Raw genomic sequence first — 18,104 nt, forward strand, 5'->3', positions numbered from 1 at the left:
CCCCGCACCCCGCGCAGCTGTCATGCAGCCTTCTCGAACTCGGCGCCGAGATGCTTGAGCCGCGGCATCACCTCGTTCTTGAGCAGATCCAGCGAGTGCCGCCAGGCCTCCGGCTTGTGCTTGTAGTCGAAGCCGAATACGCAGAGGACGCCGAAGCCGCCGACCTCCCGGTAGATCTTCTCGATCTTCTCGGTGACGGTCGCCGGCGAGCCGACGATCCAATTCCGGCGCGCGCAATATTCGACGGTGACGTCGCTATCGGGCACGTCGGGCGCGTGCTTCAGATAGTCCTTGAAGCCGAAATGGCCGAGCAGCGGCAGGAAGTACTCGCCCATCATCCGGCCCATCATGTCGCCGGTCGACAGCCTCCACGCCTCCTCGTCGGTGTCGGCGACGAACACCTCGCGCACCAGCCGCCAGTCCTTGCGGCTCGGCTTGCGGCCGGTCTTGGCCGCTCCGGCTTCCACTGAGTCCCAATGGCTGCCGACATAGGCCGGGTTGAGGTTGAGGCTCATCGGAATGAAGCCGCGCTCGCCCGCGAGCTTCAGCGTGTCCGAGTTCTTCGACAGCCCCGCGACGCCGATCGGCGGATGCGGTCCCTGCAGCGGCTTGATATGAGGCTTGAGGAAATCGAACATCGTGTCCGGCTTGCTCACCGTCCAGAATTTACCCTTGTGCGTCCACGGGCCCGGCTCCGACCACATTTTCAGGATGATCTCGAGCGCCTCGCGGGTCATGTCGCGGTTCTGGCCGGACATGCCGTCGACATTGAACATCGCCCAGTCGCTCGGCAGGCCCGAGGCCGCGACGCCGAAATTGAGCCGTCCGTTCGAGAGATGGTCGAGCATCGCGACACGGTTGGCGAGTTCGGCCGGGTGATGATACGGCAGCAGGAAGCCGCCGGGGCCGATGCGCAGATTCTTGGTCTGCAGCAGCGCCTGCGCGACCAGCAGGTCGGGCGACGGATGCGGCTCCCAGGGTGCGGTGTGGTGTTCGCCGATCCAGGCTTCCTGATAGCCGAGCTCGTCGAGCCAGCGCAGCGTCTGCAGGTCCCAGTCGTGGCCCTCCTTCAATCCGCACTCCGGCGGGTGCGAGGGCATGGTGAAGTAGCCAAGCTCCATATGCGTTTCCTTCCTTCTGGCTTTGCGGTTCAGTCATGCAATGCGTCTTGCCGCGCATTCGAAGATGCGTTGAGCAAGCGCTGTGCCAGCGCGGAAATCGCAGAAGAGGATGAGAAAGGCCGCGTTTTCGGCCGACTTGTGAGCCATGCCGCGGGCTCGGCGAGGCCCTTGCCGTCTCATCGTCGCGAGACGATGTCGCGACGATGAGACGCGCAACATGCCCAGCAGTTGTAGCGAGCTGGGATCAAGCCGGAGCGGCCGCCGCCAAGGGACTGCGCTCCCTCTCCCGCTTGCGGGGGAGGGTTGGGGTGGGGGTATCTCAGCGAGTCACATCGTGGAAAGAGCCCCCACCCGGATCGCATCTGCGATGCGATCCGACCTCCCCCGCAAGCGGGAGAGGTGGAGCAAGCCAAAGGGATCAGCCGGCGGCGCGACGCGGTAGCGCTCCGGTGTCCGGCTCCGACGGCGGGGGAAGCTGCATCAAAATGGTCTGGCCCATCGAGGCGATCTCGATGCCCTCTTCCTGGAAGCGCCGCTTCATGCGGCGATTGAACTCGCGCTGCACCGACCAGCGGCCGCCATCAGTGCAACGGATCTGGCCGACGATGGTCACGACGGAGCCGTCGACCTTGTCGACGCCCCACAATTCGAGATCGCCGCGGATCAGCGCGCGATACGCCGTCTCCTGGCGCATCCCGGCGACGATGTCCTTCAGCACCTCGCCGGCGCGGTCGGTGTCCTCCTTGTAGGACACGTTGACACTGACCGCGGCGTTGCCGGCGCCACGGCTGGCATTGGTGATCGTCGTCACCGCGCTGAACGGCACCACATGCACCGAGCCGTCGCCGGCGCGCAGCCGCATGGTGCGGATCGAGACATTCTCGACCACGCCCGAGAGGCCGGACACCGTGACGTTGTCGCCGACCTGCACGGTGTTCTCGATCAGCAGGAACAGCCCGGTGATCAGATCCTGCACCAGCTTCTGCGAACCGAAGCCGATCGCGATGCCGACGATGCCGGCGCCGGCGAGCAGCGGCGCGACATTGACGCCGATCTCGCTGAGCGCGGTGAGCCCGACCACCGCGACGATGATGCAGAACAGCGCGGTACGCAGCATCGGCTGGAAGGTGCGCAGGCGCGCGGCGCGGGCGAAGTGCCCCTCGCGCGACAGCGATTCGATCTGCCGGTCCATCAGCGCATTGGCGACTTCCCAGATCACGGCCGCGGCGAATGCGGCAATCCCGATCGTCACCAGCGCCGAGATCAGGCGGCTGCCGATCTGGCCGCCATAGAACCAGACGATGGCGTCGACGCCCCAGACCTCGAGCAGCGCGACGAAGCCGATCAGCGCGATCACCGCCGTGACCACCTTGCGCAGCAGCGGCAGATAGCGATTGGCGCGGGTCTCCAGCCCGGGGAAGCGGTGCAAGAGATCCGGGCTGATGCGGAAGCCGCGATCGATCAGGCTCAGCACCACCATGATGACGAGGCGGGTGACCAGCAGCACCGCGACGGTGCCGACGAAATATTGCAGCAGCAGCGAATAGCCGTTGCGGATATTGAGCGCCCACACCGCCCATAGCGCGAGGTCGAGCGCGATCGCCAGCACATGCCAGAGCGACGCGAGGCGGTTGCGTGTCCGCGCCGCAAGGCCGGTGCGGCCGGCCGGCGCGCGGATGGCGTCCGCGACCTGCCGGCGGCACTGCAGGATGATGACGACGACGAAGAGATGCACGATGAGCATCACGAGCCGGAGCAGCGCGGCATAGCCGGCGCGGTGCAGCCCGAGCAGCAGCGCGACATTGGCGAAGGCGACGCCGGAGACGCCGACCGCAATGATGCGCCGCGCCCAGATCTCGATATAGGCCGCGGTCTCGGCACGGACGCGGAACAGGCCGAACGGACCGGCCAGCGCGCGCACCGCGCAGATCAGTACGCGCGAGAACACATAGGCGTTGACGACCGCCAGGATCACGAGCCGGGTGGTCGACTGGTCGCCGATCTCGGTGCCGAGCAGCGCGGTGGCGACGCCGCCGAACACCACCACCGGCAGCAATTCGAGCACGAGGCGGCCGAGCACGAAGGGTAGCCGGACCAGCGACTGCCAGGCCCGCGCCAGGCCGAGCCGGCGGCGATGCAGATCGCCCTCCGGGGTGACGTCCGCGACCGAGGACGGCGGATCGGCGCTGGCCAGCGCCTGCACCGGCACCCGCGCAGTCTGCGGCAGCCGCGCTTCCAGGAATGCGACCGGCCGCTTGATCAGACGGAACACCACCCATTCGGCTGCCAGCGCGCAGCCAAACACCAGCGCCAGCTTCCAGGCGATATCGATCAGCAGGCCATAGGCGGCCGGATCGTTGGCGGTACGCACGAACCAGTAATAGAACGCCGGGAAATGCGTCAGCGTGCGCGCGACGTCGGCGACCTCGCGCGACATCTCGCCGACCTGCTCCGAGACCATCAGCAACAGCTGCGCGCCGAGACTGTCGGCGGTGAGCGGGATCGGCGACTGCTGCTCGGGGGCGGGCGCGGGCTGCGCCGCCTGCGGCGAGGCATTGGCGATGGCGCGCAGCGTGTTGATGATCTCGCCGCGCTTCTTGTCGTCCTGCAGCGTGTCGAGCGCGCGCCTGGCCTGCTCTGGCGTCAGCGCGTCGCTGGGCGCGGGTTGCGGCGGCGCCGGCTTGGCGGCCGGCTGCGCGAGCGCGGGAGAGAGGAACAGCGTGAAAACGAGAAGGATCGCAAAACGAAGTTTGTGCGACACGAGGACCTCATAAAAAATAATCGCGCGACGGAAGATTCTGAGAGAGAACCTGCCTCGCGCTCGCATCATGTCGGATTGCTCCTTTTCGCCCCGATGATGTGTCGGAAGTTTGCCGCTGCGGCGGCCATCTCTTGGCATTTGTCTTGGCATTTGCCGCAACACAATCGTCACAAGCGTTGAAGGGCGTTTACGCATGCCGGTGTTCCGGGCTTCGCCGGTCTGCCGCCCCACCACACGTCAGGGATGAAGTGGGACAATCTTTCGCTTGACGTCTGCGGGCTGTCATGATGTTCTTATTTTGTTCTTTTTGGTTAGCGATCGCGTCTCGAGGAGTCCGCGCAGCAATTGATCCGCAGCAATGGCCATCCATTGCTGATCACGGCCGCAGCCGCCGATGCGGCCCGGCCGTGCGACCTTTGTGGCGCGCTGGACCCCGTGACGGACGTTTTTCTCGGCCGCAAGACAGTCTGCCTGTGCAGCAACTGCCTGCTCGCCGCCAGGGCCAGTTCGGAAAACCTGCCGGGCGAGGAGTTCAGATATGCCTTCGTGGCCCTCGATTGGCATTTTGCCGGAGTGCCGCGCAACCAGATCCTGACCCGGTCGCGGCAGTTTCCCGGTCACATGCGCGCCGATGTTCAGATCGCAATCGACAGGCTGTTCGACGCACCGATCCATTTCTTCGGCCTTCATGAGGCGCACCGCTACGAGACCCTCGATTTCGCCGCGCTGATGGAAGACAGCCGCAACGCGCCGGCGATCGCGCCGCCGCAGTATCACGACGTCGACGTCGGGGAGCCCGAGCCGGTCAAATGCCTCACCAATGGCTTGTGGCTGTGCCGCGCCGAAGAGCTGCGTTACGCGGTACTGCTCAGCTACCACCGAGACTATCGCAGCGAGCCGGGCCTGCGGATCGAGCTCGCGGTGCCCGCAGGCGCCGCCGGAAACACCCTGGTGCAACGGACCTTTGCCGAGTTGGAAGCTGCCGTGCATGCGGCGCGATCCTATCGCGGCAAAATCCTGTCGCTGGAGGATGCCGCAAACTATCGCGGCCGCGCACAGGGTGTGACCGTGCATCGCTTGCCGACGGTTGCTCGCGATGACGTGATCCTGCCGGACCGGACGCTGCGGCTGCTCGACCGCAACGTGCTCGGCTTTGTCGAAAGCCGCGATCTGCTGCGCGGGCTCGGCCAGTCGACCCGCAAAGGCATCCTGCTCTACGGCCCGCCCGGCACCGGCAAGACCCACACCATTCGCTATCTCGCCACCAATCTGCCCGGCCACACCACGCTGATCATCACCGCCGAGCAGGTCGGCCTGCTCGGCGCCTATATGAGCCTTGCGCGGCTGCTGCAGCCGACCATGGTCGTGATCGAGGATGTCGACCTGATCGCGCGCGACCGCGAGGACATGGGCGGACCGTGCGAGGAATCCCTGCTCAACAAGCTGCTCAACGAAATGGACGGCCTGAAGGAGGATTGCGATATCCTGTTCCTGCTGACCACCAACCGGCCCGAAGAGCTGGAAAGCGCACTCGCCGGCCGGCCCGGCCGCATCGATCAGGCGATCGAGGTGCCGCTGCCCGACGAGACCGGGCGCGGCAAGCTGATCCGGCTCTATGGCAAGGGCCTGCCGCTCGACGAGGCCATCATCGACCAGGCAGTGGCACGCACGGCAGGCGTCAGCGCCGCCTTCATCAAGGAGCTGATGCGCCGCATCGCTCAGGCGAGCATCGCACGCGGCGGCGGCCGGGACGTCACCGCTGAAGACATCGACGGAGCGCTGAACGAAATGCTGTTCGACGGCGGCCGGCTCAACGTCAAGCTGCTCGGCGGCGCGCAGGGGAGGAGCGCGGTGTGATGGCCGACGCATCAGCGGGTCGCTGCTTTACACTATCCCAAAAATGAGATCGAGTTGGCGTTGCGGCGAGCTAAGGGAATTGCATGACCATCCCGTTCGAAAAGCTCAAGGCGCGCCTGCTGGCCAATCCCAAGGTCAAGGTCGAATACGACGCGCTTGCACCCGAATTCGAGATCGCCGCAGAACTGGTGAGAGCGCGCCAGCGCGCAGGACTGTCGCAATCCGAACTTGCCGCCCGGATGGGCACCAGTCAGTCGACCGTCGCTCGCCTCGAAAGCGGCCAGACGCTCCCGAGCACCAAGACCTTGCTGCGGTTTGCCAAGGCAACTGGCAGCAAGTTCCGGATCAGGCTCTCGGCGGCGTAACGCCAAGCAACAGACGATCCGCCCGCGCATCAGCGCTACCTGTTGACCATCACCGCAACGCCGGCGGCAACAGCAGCACGCGATCACCCGCGGCGACGCGGGCAAGCTCGTCCGACATCCGCGCCAGCACGCGGTCCCAGGCCTGCGGTCTGTCCTGGCGGAACAGCCGCATGGTCGGATACCACGGCGTGTCGGCGCGGTCGCGCAGCCAGCGCCAGTCGAGCGCATAGGGGCACAGCAGCCAGACCGGGCGGCCGAGGGCGCCGGCAAGATGCGCCACCGACGTATCGACGGCGATCACGAGATCGAGCGCGCAGACGGCCGCCGCGGTGTCGGCAAAATCGCCGAGCGTCGGCGCGAGGTCGACGATATCGGAACCGAGACGCCGCAGGACCGGTGCATCGTCCGGCCGCGGCTCCTTCTGCAGGCTGTAGAGCTGGACACCAGCTGTGACCAGCCGCGGCAGCACGGCGTCCGCCGGCAGCGAGCGCTGGCGGTCGCCTTTGTGCCTGGGATTGCCGGCCCAGACCACGCCGACCTTCAGCCCGGCGGCGCCGGCGAGCGCCGCGCGCCAACGCGCGAGCTTGACGGCATCCGCCTGCAGATAGGACACCTCAGCGGGAATCGTCTCGACGGTGGTGCGGAAGATCCGCGGCAGGCTCAGCAGCGGCAGCTGTAGATCGAACGGCGGCAATGGCTCGCCGCGGGCGAACACCGCGACATCGGGCAGCATCGGCCGCAGCAGCGAGACCAGCGCCGGCTGCGCCTGCAGGATGATCCGGCCGCCTCTGCCCGCCAGCATCGGCACATAGCGGACGAAATTGATGGCGTCGCCGAGCCCGTATTCGGCAAACAGCAGCAGCGTGCGTCCCGCGAGCGGCTCCCCCTGCCATTCCGGCTCGTCGAACACGGGATCGCCGTCACTGAGCATCTTGGTCTTGCGGCGCCACTGGTACTCTTCAAAACCCTCCTCGAACTCGCCGTTCATCAGGAGGAAATGCGCGTGGTTGTAATGCGCGAGCGGCTGATCGGGATCGAGCGCGATGGCCTTGCGCGAGGCCACCAGCGCGGCATCGATGTCGCCGGCATTGCGCAGCGCGACCGCGAGATTGGCATGGCCCTTGGCGTAATGGGGCTCGAGCTCGATGGCGCGCCGATGTGCCGCGACCGCCGCCTCGACCAGATTCTGCGCCTCGAAGATGATCCCGAGATTGGTGTGCGCAGCCGCATAGTCCGGCTTGAGCGCCAGCGCGAGCTCGGCGCAGGCGATGGCGTCGTCGACCTGCCCGAGCTCGAACAGGCAGGCGCCGAGATTGTTGAGAATGACGTGGTCGGACGGGTCGCGGGCCGAGACCTTCCGATAGATGCCGAGTGCCTCCTCGCGCTCGCCCGCTTCGTGCAGCACCATCGCCAGCAGACGCTGCGGCGTGAGGTTTTCCGGATCGAGCGTCGTCGCGCGGCGAAATTGCACGATCGCGTCGTCGAGCAGGCCCTGGCGATAGAGCGCGCCGCCGAGGCCGCAATGCAGCCCGGCATTGTCGGGATCCGTGCCAAGCCCGCGGCGATAGGCGGTGGCGGCGTCCCCGAGCTTGTTCTGATCGGTCAACACATTGCCGAGATTGAGCCAGACGCCACGATAGGCCGGATCACGCGCGATCACCTCGCGATAGGCCTGCTCCGCCTCGACCGGGCGCCGCTGCCCGGCCAGCGCAACGGCGAGGTTGAACTTCGCCCGCGTAAAGCCGGGATCGAGCGCGATGGCGCGGCGGAACGCCGTCTCGGCCTCGTCGAAGCGCGACAGATCGCACAGCGCAACGCCGAGCTTGATGTGCAGGCTGGCATCCTTCGGCCGCAGCGTCACGCCGCGCTGAAACGCCGCCACCGCGCCTTCATGCTCGCCCTTCACCGCGAGCGCGTCGCCGAGCGTGGCGAATGCCGGCCCATGATGCGGATCGAGGCTGAACACCCGGTTCAGCAGCACCGCGCCCTCCGCAGCACGATCGGTCACGAAGGCGATGACGGCGGACAGATGCAGCGCCGGAACATGGTCGGGATCGGCGGTAAGGATATCGCCGCACAGCGTGCCGGCCTCCATCGCGCGGCCCGCCCCATAATGCGCCACCGCATCCAGCAACATCCGATCAACCGCCACACTGCCCACGATACCGCCCTCGCCCTTCATAATCCCGATAGGGATTAAACGGGCGGCGCCGCCAAATCCGGCACGCAAATCCCGATTGAAGAATCATAACCCGGGTGCAGGCCCTGATCTCTTCTCCTTCCCCCTGAAAGGGGGGAAGGTCGGGATGGGGGGGCAGCCGCAGACGACGCTGCAAGCGGAGGGAGCTGATCCCCACCCGCTTTGCTCTGCGGAGCAAAGCGACCTTCGCTTTTCAAGGGGAGGTAAGAGGGTGACCAGGAGCGATGATGCGCCCGCCATCGCCCTCTTGACGCGCGCTCCGTCATGTAAGTAGAGTCGAGGAGAGGCGCGGTGATGCGCTTGTTGCGCGTTCCGTTTCCTCTCCCCGCTCATCAAACCGGACGTGCAGTTTTCCCGCATCCGGCTTTCCGACAGGTTTTGTCACAAGGCGCACGTCGGCGACACTTTGCGCACGCGGTTCAGCACAAGTACGCCAGGGTTCCCATGGATCCGATCAGAGAACCGTCTGACGCCACGTCCTGGCGTCTTATGTCGTCTGCGCAGAAAGGCGAGCACGCGGTCGAAGACGTGTCGATCAACGGCCTGATGAGCCGTAGCAAGAGAGCCATAGCTGAAGTAAGCGGACCAGCCGCGCAGAAGGCGGTTCAGTCGTGCTTGTACTTCGGGCCAAGCGCCCTTGTTGCCCGGCGTCAGCAGTACGCTGACCTTCCTCTTGATCCGCAGCACGCTTTTCTTGGACGGAGCCGCGCCAAGATACCACCGTCCCCCATTGCGGAAGCGGCGGGGTCCGAGCGTGTACCCAAGGAAGTCAAAGCTTTCCAATCGGGCATTCTTCACCGAGGTTTTAGTCTCGTTGAGCGTCAACCCAAGCTTGGTCATCACCGCTTTCGTCCACGTCAATGCTTCCTCCGCGTGGCCGCGGCTGAGAATGACGAAGTCGTCGGCATAGGAGATAACCTGGGCATGGAATGCTTCACGCCGACCGCTGAGACGCCAATGCTTCAGGAACCGGTTCATGTAGATGACGGAGAGCAGCGGACTGATGACACCGCCCTGTGGCGTGCCACGCTTGTTGCTCTTACCGCCGCTCATGCACCGTTTCCCGTCGCTATCCCGCTCCTCGACCGGTACTCGCAGCCATAACTTAATCAGCCGCAGCACATTCCGGTCAACGATGCGTCGGGCCACCGATTTGAGGAGGTCCGAATGCGGGATCGTGTCGAAGTATTTCGACAGATCGGCGTCAACAACGTCCGTGTAGCCCCGGCACACAAGCCGGTGCACTTCCTTGACTGCATCGACCGCGTTACGACGCGGGCGATATCCATAAGCACCGTCCTCAAAATCCGCCTCGAAGATCGGTTCCAGCACGATCTTTGCGGCAGCTTGGACGACCCGGTCCCGGATTGTTGGGATACCGAGTGGACGTTCGCCGCCGCCGGGCTTCGGGATCATCACCCGCCGCACCGGATCGGGCCGGTAAGTCTTCGTGACGAGTTCATCGCGCAGGCCGGCCAACCATGCTTCGAGTCCCGACGCGTCGATTTGCTCGAAAGTTGTTCCGTCCACTCCTGGCGCACCCGCGTTGGCGCGGGCCAGCTTGTAGGCATGGCTCAGAATGTCCTCGCGGCAGATCTTGTCGTACAGCACATAGAAACGGAAGGCAGGCTCCGCCTTCGCCTTGCGATAAAGCTTTCTCTGAAGGCTCCTGATCTTATCGGGCGTTTGTAGGCTCATCGCCAATCGACCCATTCCCTCGCCATCTTCAAAAGCGCACCTGAAGTCAGGGTCCTTTCCTCCGCCGGAATTACCCGGTTTCATCAGTACTACGACCCTGTCCGACTCCCGTCCGGTCCATCGACTACTCGATGCTGAAGGCGCGACCTTCGACCAAGACGGGTCTCCCCCGATTACCCGCACTACCTTTCCGGCGTGCCGTGCCCATTACCCCGGTGAACCGGACAGGTGCATGCGTCGATTGCTTCCCTGTCAGCGCGGCCTTCCCCGCCATACGATCGGGTCGGCATTCACATCGTAACTTTCGAGGCGTGCTCAGGCTTCACTCACGTTACGGCCCGCTGGATTGCTCGGCCGCCAAAAGCGACCTTTGTCACGAGGCTTCGATCCGTCCGATTGCTCGTCCAAACCGCTCGTCAGCTACCAGATCAATCGACAATTCTCTGGGTGGATCCTTCCTCCACTGGTAATGCGCGCCGTCGGGGCGCACCATATGGAGTTACATGATACGCGATAGCCGTTTGTCTGGTGTGCTGCACGGCCTGCTCCACATGATCGGAGCGGGCGAGCCGGTCACCTCGGAGCAACTTGCCCAGGCGATGGCCACCAACCCGGTGGTCGTGCGCCGCGTGATGGCGGGCCTGCGCGAGCAGGGGCTGGTCCGGTCTGAGAAGGGCCATGGCGGCGGCTGGACGCTGGCGCGCGATCCGGCCGACATCACGCTCGCGGACATCTTTCGCGCGGTCGGCGCGCCCACGATCGTTGCGATGGGCCATCGCTCGGAAAATCCCGGTTGTCTGGTCGAACAGGCGGTCAACGACGCACTCACAGGCACGTTTCGCGAGGTCGAGGCGATCTTCCTGAAGCGACTCGGCGCGGTGACGCTCGATGCCCTCGCCAAGGATTTCAAGCGCCGGCTCGCCAAGCACAAACAGAGCCTTCAGGACCAGATCCATGCAGTCAAGTGAGCAGGCGAAATCTCTGCCGTTCAACGATCCCGCGCACTGGGACAAGATGGTTGCCACCTACGAGGCGCAGTCGCAGCCGTTCACGACGCACTTCGCCGATGCCGCGGTCGCAACACTCCCGATCGGCCCGTCATCCAAAGTGCTCGACATCGCCACCGGCACCGGTGCGGCAGCGCTTGCCGCCGCCCGCAGCGGCGCCGAGGTCACCGCGATCGACTTCTCCGCCGGCATGGTGGCGCGGGTCCGTGCGCATGATGTCGCGAACATCGAGGCGCGGCAGATGGACGGCCAGGCGCTCGACCTGCCGGATGCCGCATTCGATGCGGCGGTGTCGGTGTTCGGCGTGATGCTGTTTCCCAACTGGCGCGCCGGCCTGCGCGAGATGGCGCGGGTGACGCGATCAGGCGGGACGGCCGCGATTGCGGTCTGGAAAAGCGCCGACGGCGCCGCCGTGCATCTCTTGCTCGCGCAGATCATCCGGCGGCTCTACCCCGGCAATGTCACGCCGATGCCCTGCACGGGCCTCGCCGAGCTCGCCGATCCCGGCCGCCTCGCTGCGGCGGTCATCGCCGCCGGCTTCTCCGTTCCGGCGGTCGCCGAGATCACCCACGACTTCAAGCTCAATGTCGGCAATCCCGGCGATGTCGACAAACTGTTCGAGTTCATGCCGCATTGGAGCGGGCTCGACGCGGACCAGAGCGCCGCGGTCGCGCGCGCCTTCCGCGCCGAGATCGAGCGCGGACGGGTCGGTGACATCTTCGCGATTCCCTCGACCGCACTGATTGCGACGGCCCGGCGGCTCTGATCGCAGCGCGGAGTTTGGCCGGCTCGGCGATGCCGGCCCGTGGCCGTGCCGTTCTCGCCTCAGCGCGTATCGTCCTGCTTCTCTCCATCGCTCGGCGGCTGCAGGCCGGGGCTGTTGGCCCAGCGGTCGAGCTCCTCGATGACCCGCTGGTGGCTCGGCCGCAGCGTCGACGGACCACCGGGCTCCTGCGACAATTTTCGGGGCAGCTTGACCTGTTCTGGCATGGTGAGGCTCCAGAGCTGGGCGGGGCCATCCGCAGCGATCGCTACGCAAGGCGTGGATCGCCGGTCGCAACAAAAGCGCGCGAAGATTATTTGCGGTCTGCCGGCTTCGCTGGCGCTGCGACCGGCTGCACGGGAGCCGCCTGCTCCCACGGCGCCGGCAGGATGACCCGCGCCGGCGGCAGGTTCTGCGCGGCGCGCTGCACATTCGCGTTCGCCGGCCGCGCCTCGCCGCTGGCGCTATCGGCACGTGCGATGGCGATCGTGATGCCGACCGCAAGCGCGGCGAATCCAAGTCCCGCGCCGATCGATCCGGCGGACCGGACAACGCCGGTCCGGGGACTGCTCATCGTGGCAAGATGGGATGAGGTCATCGCAACTGCTCCTCACGCAATACACGCTCGGAGCCGTGCGGGACGCGCGCGCCTCGCACGGCTCAAGGCAGCTCGTCAGGTCTTGATGTCGGCCGGCAGCTTGCCGCCGTTGGCGGCGAGCTTGGCCATCACCTGCTGATGCAGCCAGACGTTCATGGTGGCGGTGTTGTTGGTATCGCCGGTGTAGTGCAGCTCCTTCGCGAGCTCCTTGCGCGCCGCAAGGCTGCTGTCGAGGCCGAGCGCCTTCATCAGATCGACGATCGAGGTCCGCCAGTCGAGCTTCTCGCCGGTGGCAGCGGCGGCCTTGTCGACAATCGCCGCGACGTCGACGGTTTGCGCCGCGGGCGTAGCCGATGCAGCCGAGCTTGACGGTGCTGCCGGCGAGGCTCCGGGCGCAGCGGTGGTCCCAGCCGTCTTGGCCTGGGCGCCATGGCCGAAGATTGCACCCATGATGCTTCCAAAAATGCTCATGATCTCTCACTCCGTGCGCCCGAGACACCTTCTGCCTCATGGCTGGTTCCAGTGACGGAGCGGACGATAGGCAGGCCATTGGCCGAGCGGAAGATGACCATCGTCACTATCGGAGTGTGGAACGGCGTGGTGCGGTTGAGCGGAAAGTGTGCGGTCTGCGAAGCGACCGCATGTCGAGAGCCTTTCATCGTACGCCCCACGTGCGATGAAGTCAGCCGCCCCGGCCCGATTCGCCAGCCCCGAGAAGTCGGGGCGGCTGACACAGACATGCGCCTAAGTTTCCTGAGCTAAAGCTGGCGACGGCGGATGGTCTGCGCGAGTTCGACGAAGCATTCCGCAATGCCTGTGCCGGTCTTGGCGCTGACCGATTTGACGCTCGACCTCGCGAGCTCGCCGATCACGCCGGCGCTTCCCGCAGCCTCCGGCAGGTCGATCTTGTTCAACAGCGCCCGGTACGGCCGGCCGGGAAATCGCTCTTCGAAACCGCGGACCAGCTCGACCATGCGGGTCACCGTCTGCGGCCGCGTGACGTCGGAGACGATGATGGCAGCGGATGCGCCGGTGACATAAACGGTATCGAAGATCTGCGTGCCGAAATCGCCGTCGGTGTCCCACAGCACGAGGCGCATGGGATCGCTGCCGTCCGCCGGCACGACGTCATGGCTCAGGATCTCGACGCCCAGCGTCGATTTGTACTGGCCCTCGAACCGGTTGTAGATCAGCCGGTAGAGGATCGACGTCTTGCCGACCCCCATATCGCCGAGCAGCATGACCTTTGCGGTGAGCATCAGCGCGACACTTCGCCTCGATAGACCGTCTCGAACGACACCCGGCGGTTGCCGCCGACGGTGGCGTCGAACCGGTCGGTGATCGGGTTCGTCGCGGCGCGCGACACCAGGATCAGCCGTGACGGGTCGACCCCAAGCGCGGTCAGCCTGCGCTGCACCTGCTCGGCCCGCTTGCGCCCCAGCGTCCGGTTGGTGCCTTCCGTGCCGCTCTGATCGGCGTAGCCGACGATGCGTACCCTGAGATCGTTGTTGGCCAGCAATCCGGCAAGCTCGCGAAGCTGCTGCTCGGCCTGATCGGCGTCGAGGAATTCGTCGGCGTTGTAAACGAAGAAGATCGCGGTTGTGGCGATGAACCGGTCGAGCCGCCCTGCCGGACCGTCGACAACCGACTGCAGCTTGGCAACCTGCTCGCCCAACTTCGCGGACTGCTCGCCGAGCCTGTCATATTGCGCGCCTAGGAGCTTGTCTGGATAGTCGCTGTTCAAATCTGGTCGGGTCTGATTCAACATTGGGCGATGAGCAAGTATTTTCGGCCTTGGAACATCGATCAGACGCTGCTTCTGCCGCCGAATGTGCAGGACTTCGTGCCGAAAGGCCATGTCTCGCGGTTTATGGTTGATCTGGTGCGGGAGAGCCTCGATCTCAGGGAGATCATGGGCAGCTATGTGAGCGGGCTTGGGCAGCCGCCGTTTGATCCGCGGATGATGGTGGCGCTGCTGCTGCATAGCTATGCGAGTGGGCTGTATTCGTCGCGTCGGATTGCCAAGGCCTGCCGGGAGCGGAACGATTTTGTGATGATCGTGGCGCTGGATGCGCCGGATTTTCGGACGATCAGCGACTTTCGCAAGCGACATTTGAAGGCGCTCGGCGCGCTATTCGTGCAGGTTCTGAAGTTGTGCGAGACGGCCGGGCTGGTCAAGCTCGGTCATGTCGCGCTGGATGGTACGAAGATCAAGGCGAACGCGTCGAAACACAAGGCGATGAGTTATGAGCGCATGAAGAAGCGCGAGGCGGAATTGAAGGCCGAGGTCGCTCGCATGCTGGCGGCCGCCGAGGCGGCGGATGCCTCGGAGGATGAGACTTTCGGCAACAGCGACGAACTGCCGGACTGGACCGTCGACAAGCAGAAACGGCTGGCGAAGATCCAGCAAGCGATGGCGGCGCTGGAAGCGGACGCCAAACTGGCGGCGGAGGAAGAGCGCCGCATCGAGGCCGAAAAGGAACAGCAGCGCCAGGCCGAAGGCCGCAAGAAGCCGGGCAAACCGGCGGCGCTGCCATCGGAGGAACCCAATCCCAAGGCGCAACGCAACTTCACCGATCCGGAAAGCCGCATCATGAAGTCGAAGGATGGCTTCGTTCAGGCCTATAATGCCCAGGCGGCCGTCGATGCACATGCCCAGATCATTGTCGCGCAAGAACTGACCCAGCACGGCAGCGATCAGGGCCAGTTGGTGCCCCTGATCGAGGCCATCGAGAGCAATCTTGGCCGCAAGCCGCGGCAGGCCTCAGCGGATTCCGGCTACTGCAGCGAAGCCAATCTCGAAGCGCTCGACACACGCAGCATCGATGGCTATGTCGCGCCCGGACGCGCCAAACACCCGACAGTAGCGAACGGAAAAGTCGGCGGCCCGCTGACACAGGCCATGCGAAAGAAGATCGACGATGGCGGCTTCGAAACACCCTACCGATTGCGAAAGCAAGTGGTGGAGCCGGTGTTCGGGCAGATCAAACAGGCAAGAGGCTTCCGCCAGTTCCTGTTGCGGGGCATCGAGAAAGTGCGCGCCGAGTGGACAATGATCTGCACCGTCCATAACCTCCTCAAGCTGTTCAACCTCGCAAACGCAGCCTGAGCCTGCTACTCTACAACAAATGCCCGTCACGAAAACATATCTGGACGGGCTCCTAGCGCGGCATATTTCTGGTCGCCCGACTGGGCCTGCGCGCCCATCGTCTCGCGCATCTGATCGAGGCTCGCCTGCAGGCGCGCCATGCTCCGCTGCAGACCCGCGATGCCGGCCTGCGATGCCGCGACCTGCTCCGGTGCGGACACCAGGCCGATGCGGTTGACGATCCTGTACGGCGCCGCCGCAGCGCCGAGCGCGTCGAGCAATGGCGCAGTCTCCAGCTGACTCGGCTCGATACCCGAGACCGCCACGCTGCGACTGCCGTGATCGAAGTCGAGCCGGAGCGGGAACGAGGCCAGCAACGGCTGCTTGACGGCTAGCTGCTCCAGCGCCGCGTGGGTCCGCCGCTCCAGCAGGCTGCGCGTCACCGACGTCACCGCAAGCCAGAGCAGCAGCCCGGCCACCGCCGCGAGCACGGCGAGCAGGATAACCTTGCCGCGCCGGCTCGCGATCCTGCGCGGGGTGTCATCGGTCTCGATCGAGCCGGCAAGCGACGCGAGCATCGGCCCATCGCAATCCGCGCCGCGGTCGATGCGCTCGATCGCATCGAAGAACAGCGAATTGATCCTGGCATTGTCGGCGGGCCGCAGCGGCCCGAGGCACTCCGCCGCCAGGATGAAGCGGGGCGAGGCGCGCAGCGCGAGCTGCCGCCCGCCGAAATCGAGCGTTTGCAGATTGCCTTCGCCGGCGAGCGCCTGCACCGAGAATTCCAGGATCGCCGCGACCATCGCACTGAGCAGGTCGGCGCGTTCGTCGGCGGTGGCGTCGCGCTTCCAGTCCGCGATCAGGCGGCCATTGCCACGCTCGATGATCAGCAGGCGGTTGACGCGCGGCGGGTTGTCGGCGAGCACGAATTCGCTGATCGGGCGTCCCGTCACCAGCGACTTGACGCGTCCCACCCACAGCTGGGCCGAGGTCAATGCGTTGATGCGCTGCTCGAGCGAAGCAACCAGTTCGCGGAACGAATTCGCCACCGCGGCGCTGACCAGCCGGCCGACGATCGGATAGAGCGCCTCGATCATCTGCTCGCGCGAATTCTTGATCTCGCTCCGGATCGCGGAGACGACGACCGGCGCGATCGCACTGGCAAGCTCGCGCGGCCGGTTGACCTCGGCGCGCTCCAGCGCCTCCACCAGGATGCCGGCGGTTGCCGTCTCCAGGCGGTCGGCGTTGCCGACATATCGCTGCAGCGAGTCGAGATCGGCCTCCAGCGACGTCAGACGCGTCGCCTCGGGCTGAAACAGCAATGTCTTGAGCTGCTCGATCTCGCGGTTCTGGCCGGCAGCAGCTGCCATGCTAATTGCCCGAGCGGCCCGATCCCAATTCGCTGATCGCAGCGCCGAGCTGGGTGATGGCCGCACCGACATCCTTCAGCGAGTCGAGGCGCTTCTGCTCGGTGTCCCGCTCGAGGTCGGAGAGCCGCGCCTGCAGGGCGGTGAGCTCGTTGGTGAAGTCCGCCTGCATCTGCTTGAGCTGCGCCTGCATCTCCTCGCGCAGACCCGAGAGGTTGGTCTCGAGCGAGCGTTGCGCGCCGCCGAACAAGAGATCGCGGACCTGATCGATCGCCGCCATGCCATGCGCCGCCGGATCGGCGCCGTTGCCGGCCGCCGGAGCGTTTGCCAGTCCATCGGTGGTCTGGCGCTCGATACCCTTCATGGTCATTCCCTGCTTACTCATGGCTGCGCGATCCGGACGTGCGGTGTCAAAAAGCAAATCCGAAACAATCCTATAGCCAATTTTACGGGCGCGGCCCAGAGCAAGGCGAGCAATCTCAGCCGGATCAACCGCGTGGTTGTGCGGTTAGGGGCAATTATTTCTAGTAAGTGATTGCCTTTATTGCCAGTTCCGTACGGTTCTTGACCTGGCATTTCTCCAGGATCGTGCTGACATAGTTCTTCACGGTTCCTTCGGCCAAATGCAGCCGTTCACCGATCTCAGTGTTGCTCTTGCCCTCGACGATCAGCGTGAGAATTTCATTCTCCCGCGCCGTCAGCCCGTCGCGAACCGGCAGCTTCGCCGAGACGCGCGGGCCGCGCAGCCGCTTGAACTCGTCGAGGATCCGCGCGGCGACGCTCGGCGACAGCCCGGACTGGCCGTTGATCACGGCGCGGATCGTGCCCGCGATCTCCTCGATCCTGGCGTCCTTCAACAGATACGCCTTGGCGCCTGCGCTGACTGCCTCGAAGATCAGATCGTTGGTCTCGAACGTCGTCAGCACCACGATATGGGTCTGCGGCAGCTCGCGGAGAATCCGCTGGGTCGCGGCGATGCCGTCGACACGCGGCATCTGCAAATCCATCAGGATGACGTCCGGCCGATAGCGCCGCGCGAATTCAATGGCCTGCTCGCCGTCGGCAGCACCGGGCAGGATCTCGAAATCGTCGTTCTGCTGGGCAAGCAGTGTCGCGATACCTTCCCTGATCAGCGTCTGATCCTCGGCGATCAGCACCCGTACCTTCTCAATCCTGCTCACGGGCTTCCGTCATCCTCTCGAAGGTCTTCTCGCTCCAAGGCATGATCCGATCGAATCGGATCATGCTCTCATCCTCTTGTCGGTCGCGCTACTTTACG

At 65.2% G+C, this 18,104-nt stretch carries 17 protein-coding genes; 5 read left to right on the plus strand and 12 right to left on the minus strand.

Annotation, left to right across the window (positions count from 1 at the left end):
• Positions 1 to 20: 20 nt before the first annotated feature.
• The gene (locus HAP48_RS12475; protein ID WP_166213551.1) at positions 21 to 1,121 is read right to left on the minus strand and encodes an LLM class flavin-dependent oxidoreductase; all 1,101 of its coding nucleotides are present in this window, start codon (positions 1,119 to 1,121) and stop codon (positions 21 to 23) included.
• Between the two features lie 418 nt (positions 1,122 to 1,539).
• The gene (locus HAP48_RS12480; RefSeq protein WP_166213550.1) at positions 1,540 to 3,882 is read right to left on the minus strand and encodes a mechanosensitive ion channel domain-containing protein; all 2,343 of its coding nucleotides are present in this window, start codon (positions 3,880 to 3,882) and stop codon (positions 1,540 to 1,542) included.
• Positions 3,883 to 4,317: 435 nt separating this feature from the next.
• On the opposite strand from HAP48_RS12480, the gene HAP48_RS12485 reads away from it, so the two are divergent.
• Both HAP48_RS12485 and HAP48_RS12490 read left to right on the plus strand, forming a co-directional pair.
• Positions 4,318 to 5,739, plus strand: a complete 1,422-nt coding sequence (locus HAP48_RS12485; RefSeq protein WP_224497033.1) for an AAA family ATPase — start codon at positions 4,318 to 4,320, stop codon at positions 5,737 to 5,739.
• Between the two features lie 83 nt (positions 5,740 to 5,822).
• A complete protein-coding gene (locus HAP48_RS12490; protein WP_166213549.1) occupies positions 5,823 to 6,104 on the plus strand; it encodes a helix-turn-helix domain-containing protein in 282 nt (93 codons plus the stop codon).
• A gap of 49 nt (positions 6,105 to 6,153) precedes the next feature.
• Here the strand turns inward: HAP48_RS12490 and HAP48_RS12495 are convergent, their stop codons facing one another.
• Positions 6,154 to 8,286 (minus strand): tetratricopeptide repeat protein, encoded by a 2,133-nt coding sequence (locus tag HAP48_RS12495; RefSeq protein ID WP_166213548.1) that lies wholly within the window; start codon positions 8,284 to 8,286, stop codon positions 6,154 to 6,156.
• Between the two features lie 399 nt (positions 8,287 to 8,685).
• Entirely contained in the window at positions 8,686 to 10,017 is a 1,332-nt protein-coding gene (gene ltrA, locus HAP48_RS12500; protein WP_224497034.1) for a group II intron reverse transcriptase/maturase, read from the minus strand.
• 488 nt (positions 10,018 to 10,505) lie between these two features.
• Between ltrA and HAP48_RS12505 the strand changes: the two genes are divergently transcribed.
• Positions 10,506 to 10,970, plus strand: coding sequence for an Rrf2 family transcriptional regulator (locus tag HAP48_RS12505; RefSeq protein WP_166213547.1), 465 nt, complete (start codon positions 10,506 to 10,508; stop codon positions 10,968 to 10,970).
• Entirely contained in the window at positions 10,957 to 11,775 is an 819-nt protein-coding gene (locus HAP48_RS12510; protein ID WP_166213546.1) for a class I SAM-dependent methyltransferase, read from the plus strand. Before HAP48_RS12505 ends, HAP48_RS12510 begins: the two co-directional genes overlap by 14 nt.
• 59 nt (positions 11,776 to 11,834) lie before the next feature.
• Here the strand turns inward: HAP48_RS12510 and HAP48_RS12515 are convergent, their stop codons facing one another.
• The 5 genes from HAP48_RS12515 to HAP48_RS12535 all read right to left on the minus strand — a co-directional run bounded on the left by HAP48_RS12515 (position 11,835) and on the right by HAP48_RS12535 (position 14,114).
• Positions 11,835 to 11,999 (minus strand): hypothetical protein, encoded by a 165-nt coding sequence (locus HAP48_RS12515; RefSeq protein WP_166213545.1) that lies wholly within the window; start codon positions 11,997 to 11,999, stop codon positions 11,835 to 11,837.
• Positions 12,000 to 12,085: 86 nt separating this feature from the next.
• Positions 12,086 to 12,370 (minus strand): hypothetical protein, encoded by a 285-nt coding sequence (locus HAP48_RS12520; RefSeq protein WP_166213544.1) that lies wholly within the window; start codon positions 12,368 to 12,370, stop codon positions 12,086 to 12,088.
• Positions 12,371 to 12,445: 75 nt separating this feature from the next.
• A complete protein-coding gene (locus HAP48_RS12525) occupies positions 12,446 to 12,841 on the minus strand; it encodes a DUF3597 domain-containing protein (protein ID WP_166213543.1) in 396 nt (131 codons plus the stop codon).
• Between the two features lie 287 nt (positions 12,842 to 13,128).
• The gene (locus HAP48_RS12530) at positions 13,129 to 13,629 is read right to left on the minus strand and encodes a Rab family GTPase (protein WP_166213542.1); all 501 of its coding nucleotides are present in this window, start codon (positions 13,627 to 13,629) and stop codon (positions 13,129 to 13,131) included.
• Positions 13,629 to 14,114 carry an OmpA family protein gene (locus HAP48_RS12535; RefSeq protein WP_166213541.1) on the minus strand — a complete coding sequence of 162 codons (486 nt, stop codon included), beginning with the start codon at positions 14,112 to 14,114 and terminating at the stop codon, positions 13,629 to 13,631. Before HAP48_RS12535 ends, HAP48_RS12530 begins: the two co-directional genes overlap by 1 nt.
• Positions 14,115 to 14,144: 30 nt before the next feature.
• Here HAP48_RS12535 and HAP48_RS12540 point away from each other — a divergent pair, with 30 nt between their 5' ends.
• On the plus strand, positions 14,145 to 15,479 hold the full coding sequence (locus HAP48_RS12540) for an IS1182 family transposase (protein WP_166202952.1): 1,335 nt from the start codon (positions 14,145 to 14,147) through the stop codon (positions 15,477 to 15,479).
• A 26-nt stretch (positions 15,480 to 15,505) separates the two neighbouring features.
• Here HAP48_RS12540 and HAP48_RS12545 read toward each other — a convergent pair whose 3' ends face one another.
• From HAP48_RS12545 to HAP48_RS12555, 3 genes are all read right to left on the minus strand, one after another.
• Positions 15,506 to 16,828, minus strand: a complete 1,323-nt coding sequence (locus HAP48_RS12545) for a hypothetical protein (RefSeq protein WP_166213540.1) — start codon at positions 16,826 to 16,828, stop codon at positions 15,506 to 15,508.
• Between the two features lies 1 nt (position 16,829).
• Positions 16,830 to 17,210 (minus strand): hypothetical protein, encoded by a 381-nt coding sequence (locus HAP48_RS12550; protein WP_224497035.1) that lies wholly within the window; start codon positions 17,208 to 17,210, stop codon positions 16,830 to 16,832.
• 139 nt (positions 17,211 to 17,349) lie between these two features.
• Positions 17,350 to 18,006, minus strand: a complete 657-nt coding sequence (locus HAP48_RS12555; protein ID WP_029083136.1) for a response regulator transcription factor — start codon at positions 18,004 to 18,006, stop codon at positions 17,350 to 17,352.
• Positions 18,007 to 18,104 lie beyond the last annotated feature (98 nt).

It is taken from the genome of Bradyrhizobium septentrionale (genome assembly GCF_011516645.4).
GTDB lineage: Bacteria > Pseudomonadota > Alphaproteobacteria > Rhizobiales > Xanthobacteraceae > Bradyrhizobium > Bradyrhizobium septentrionale.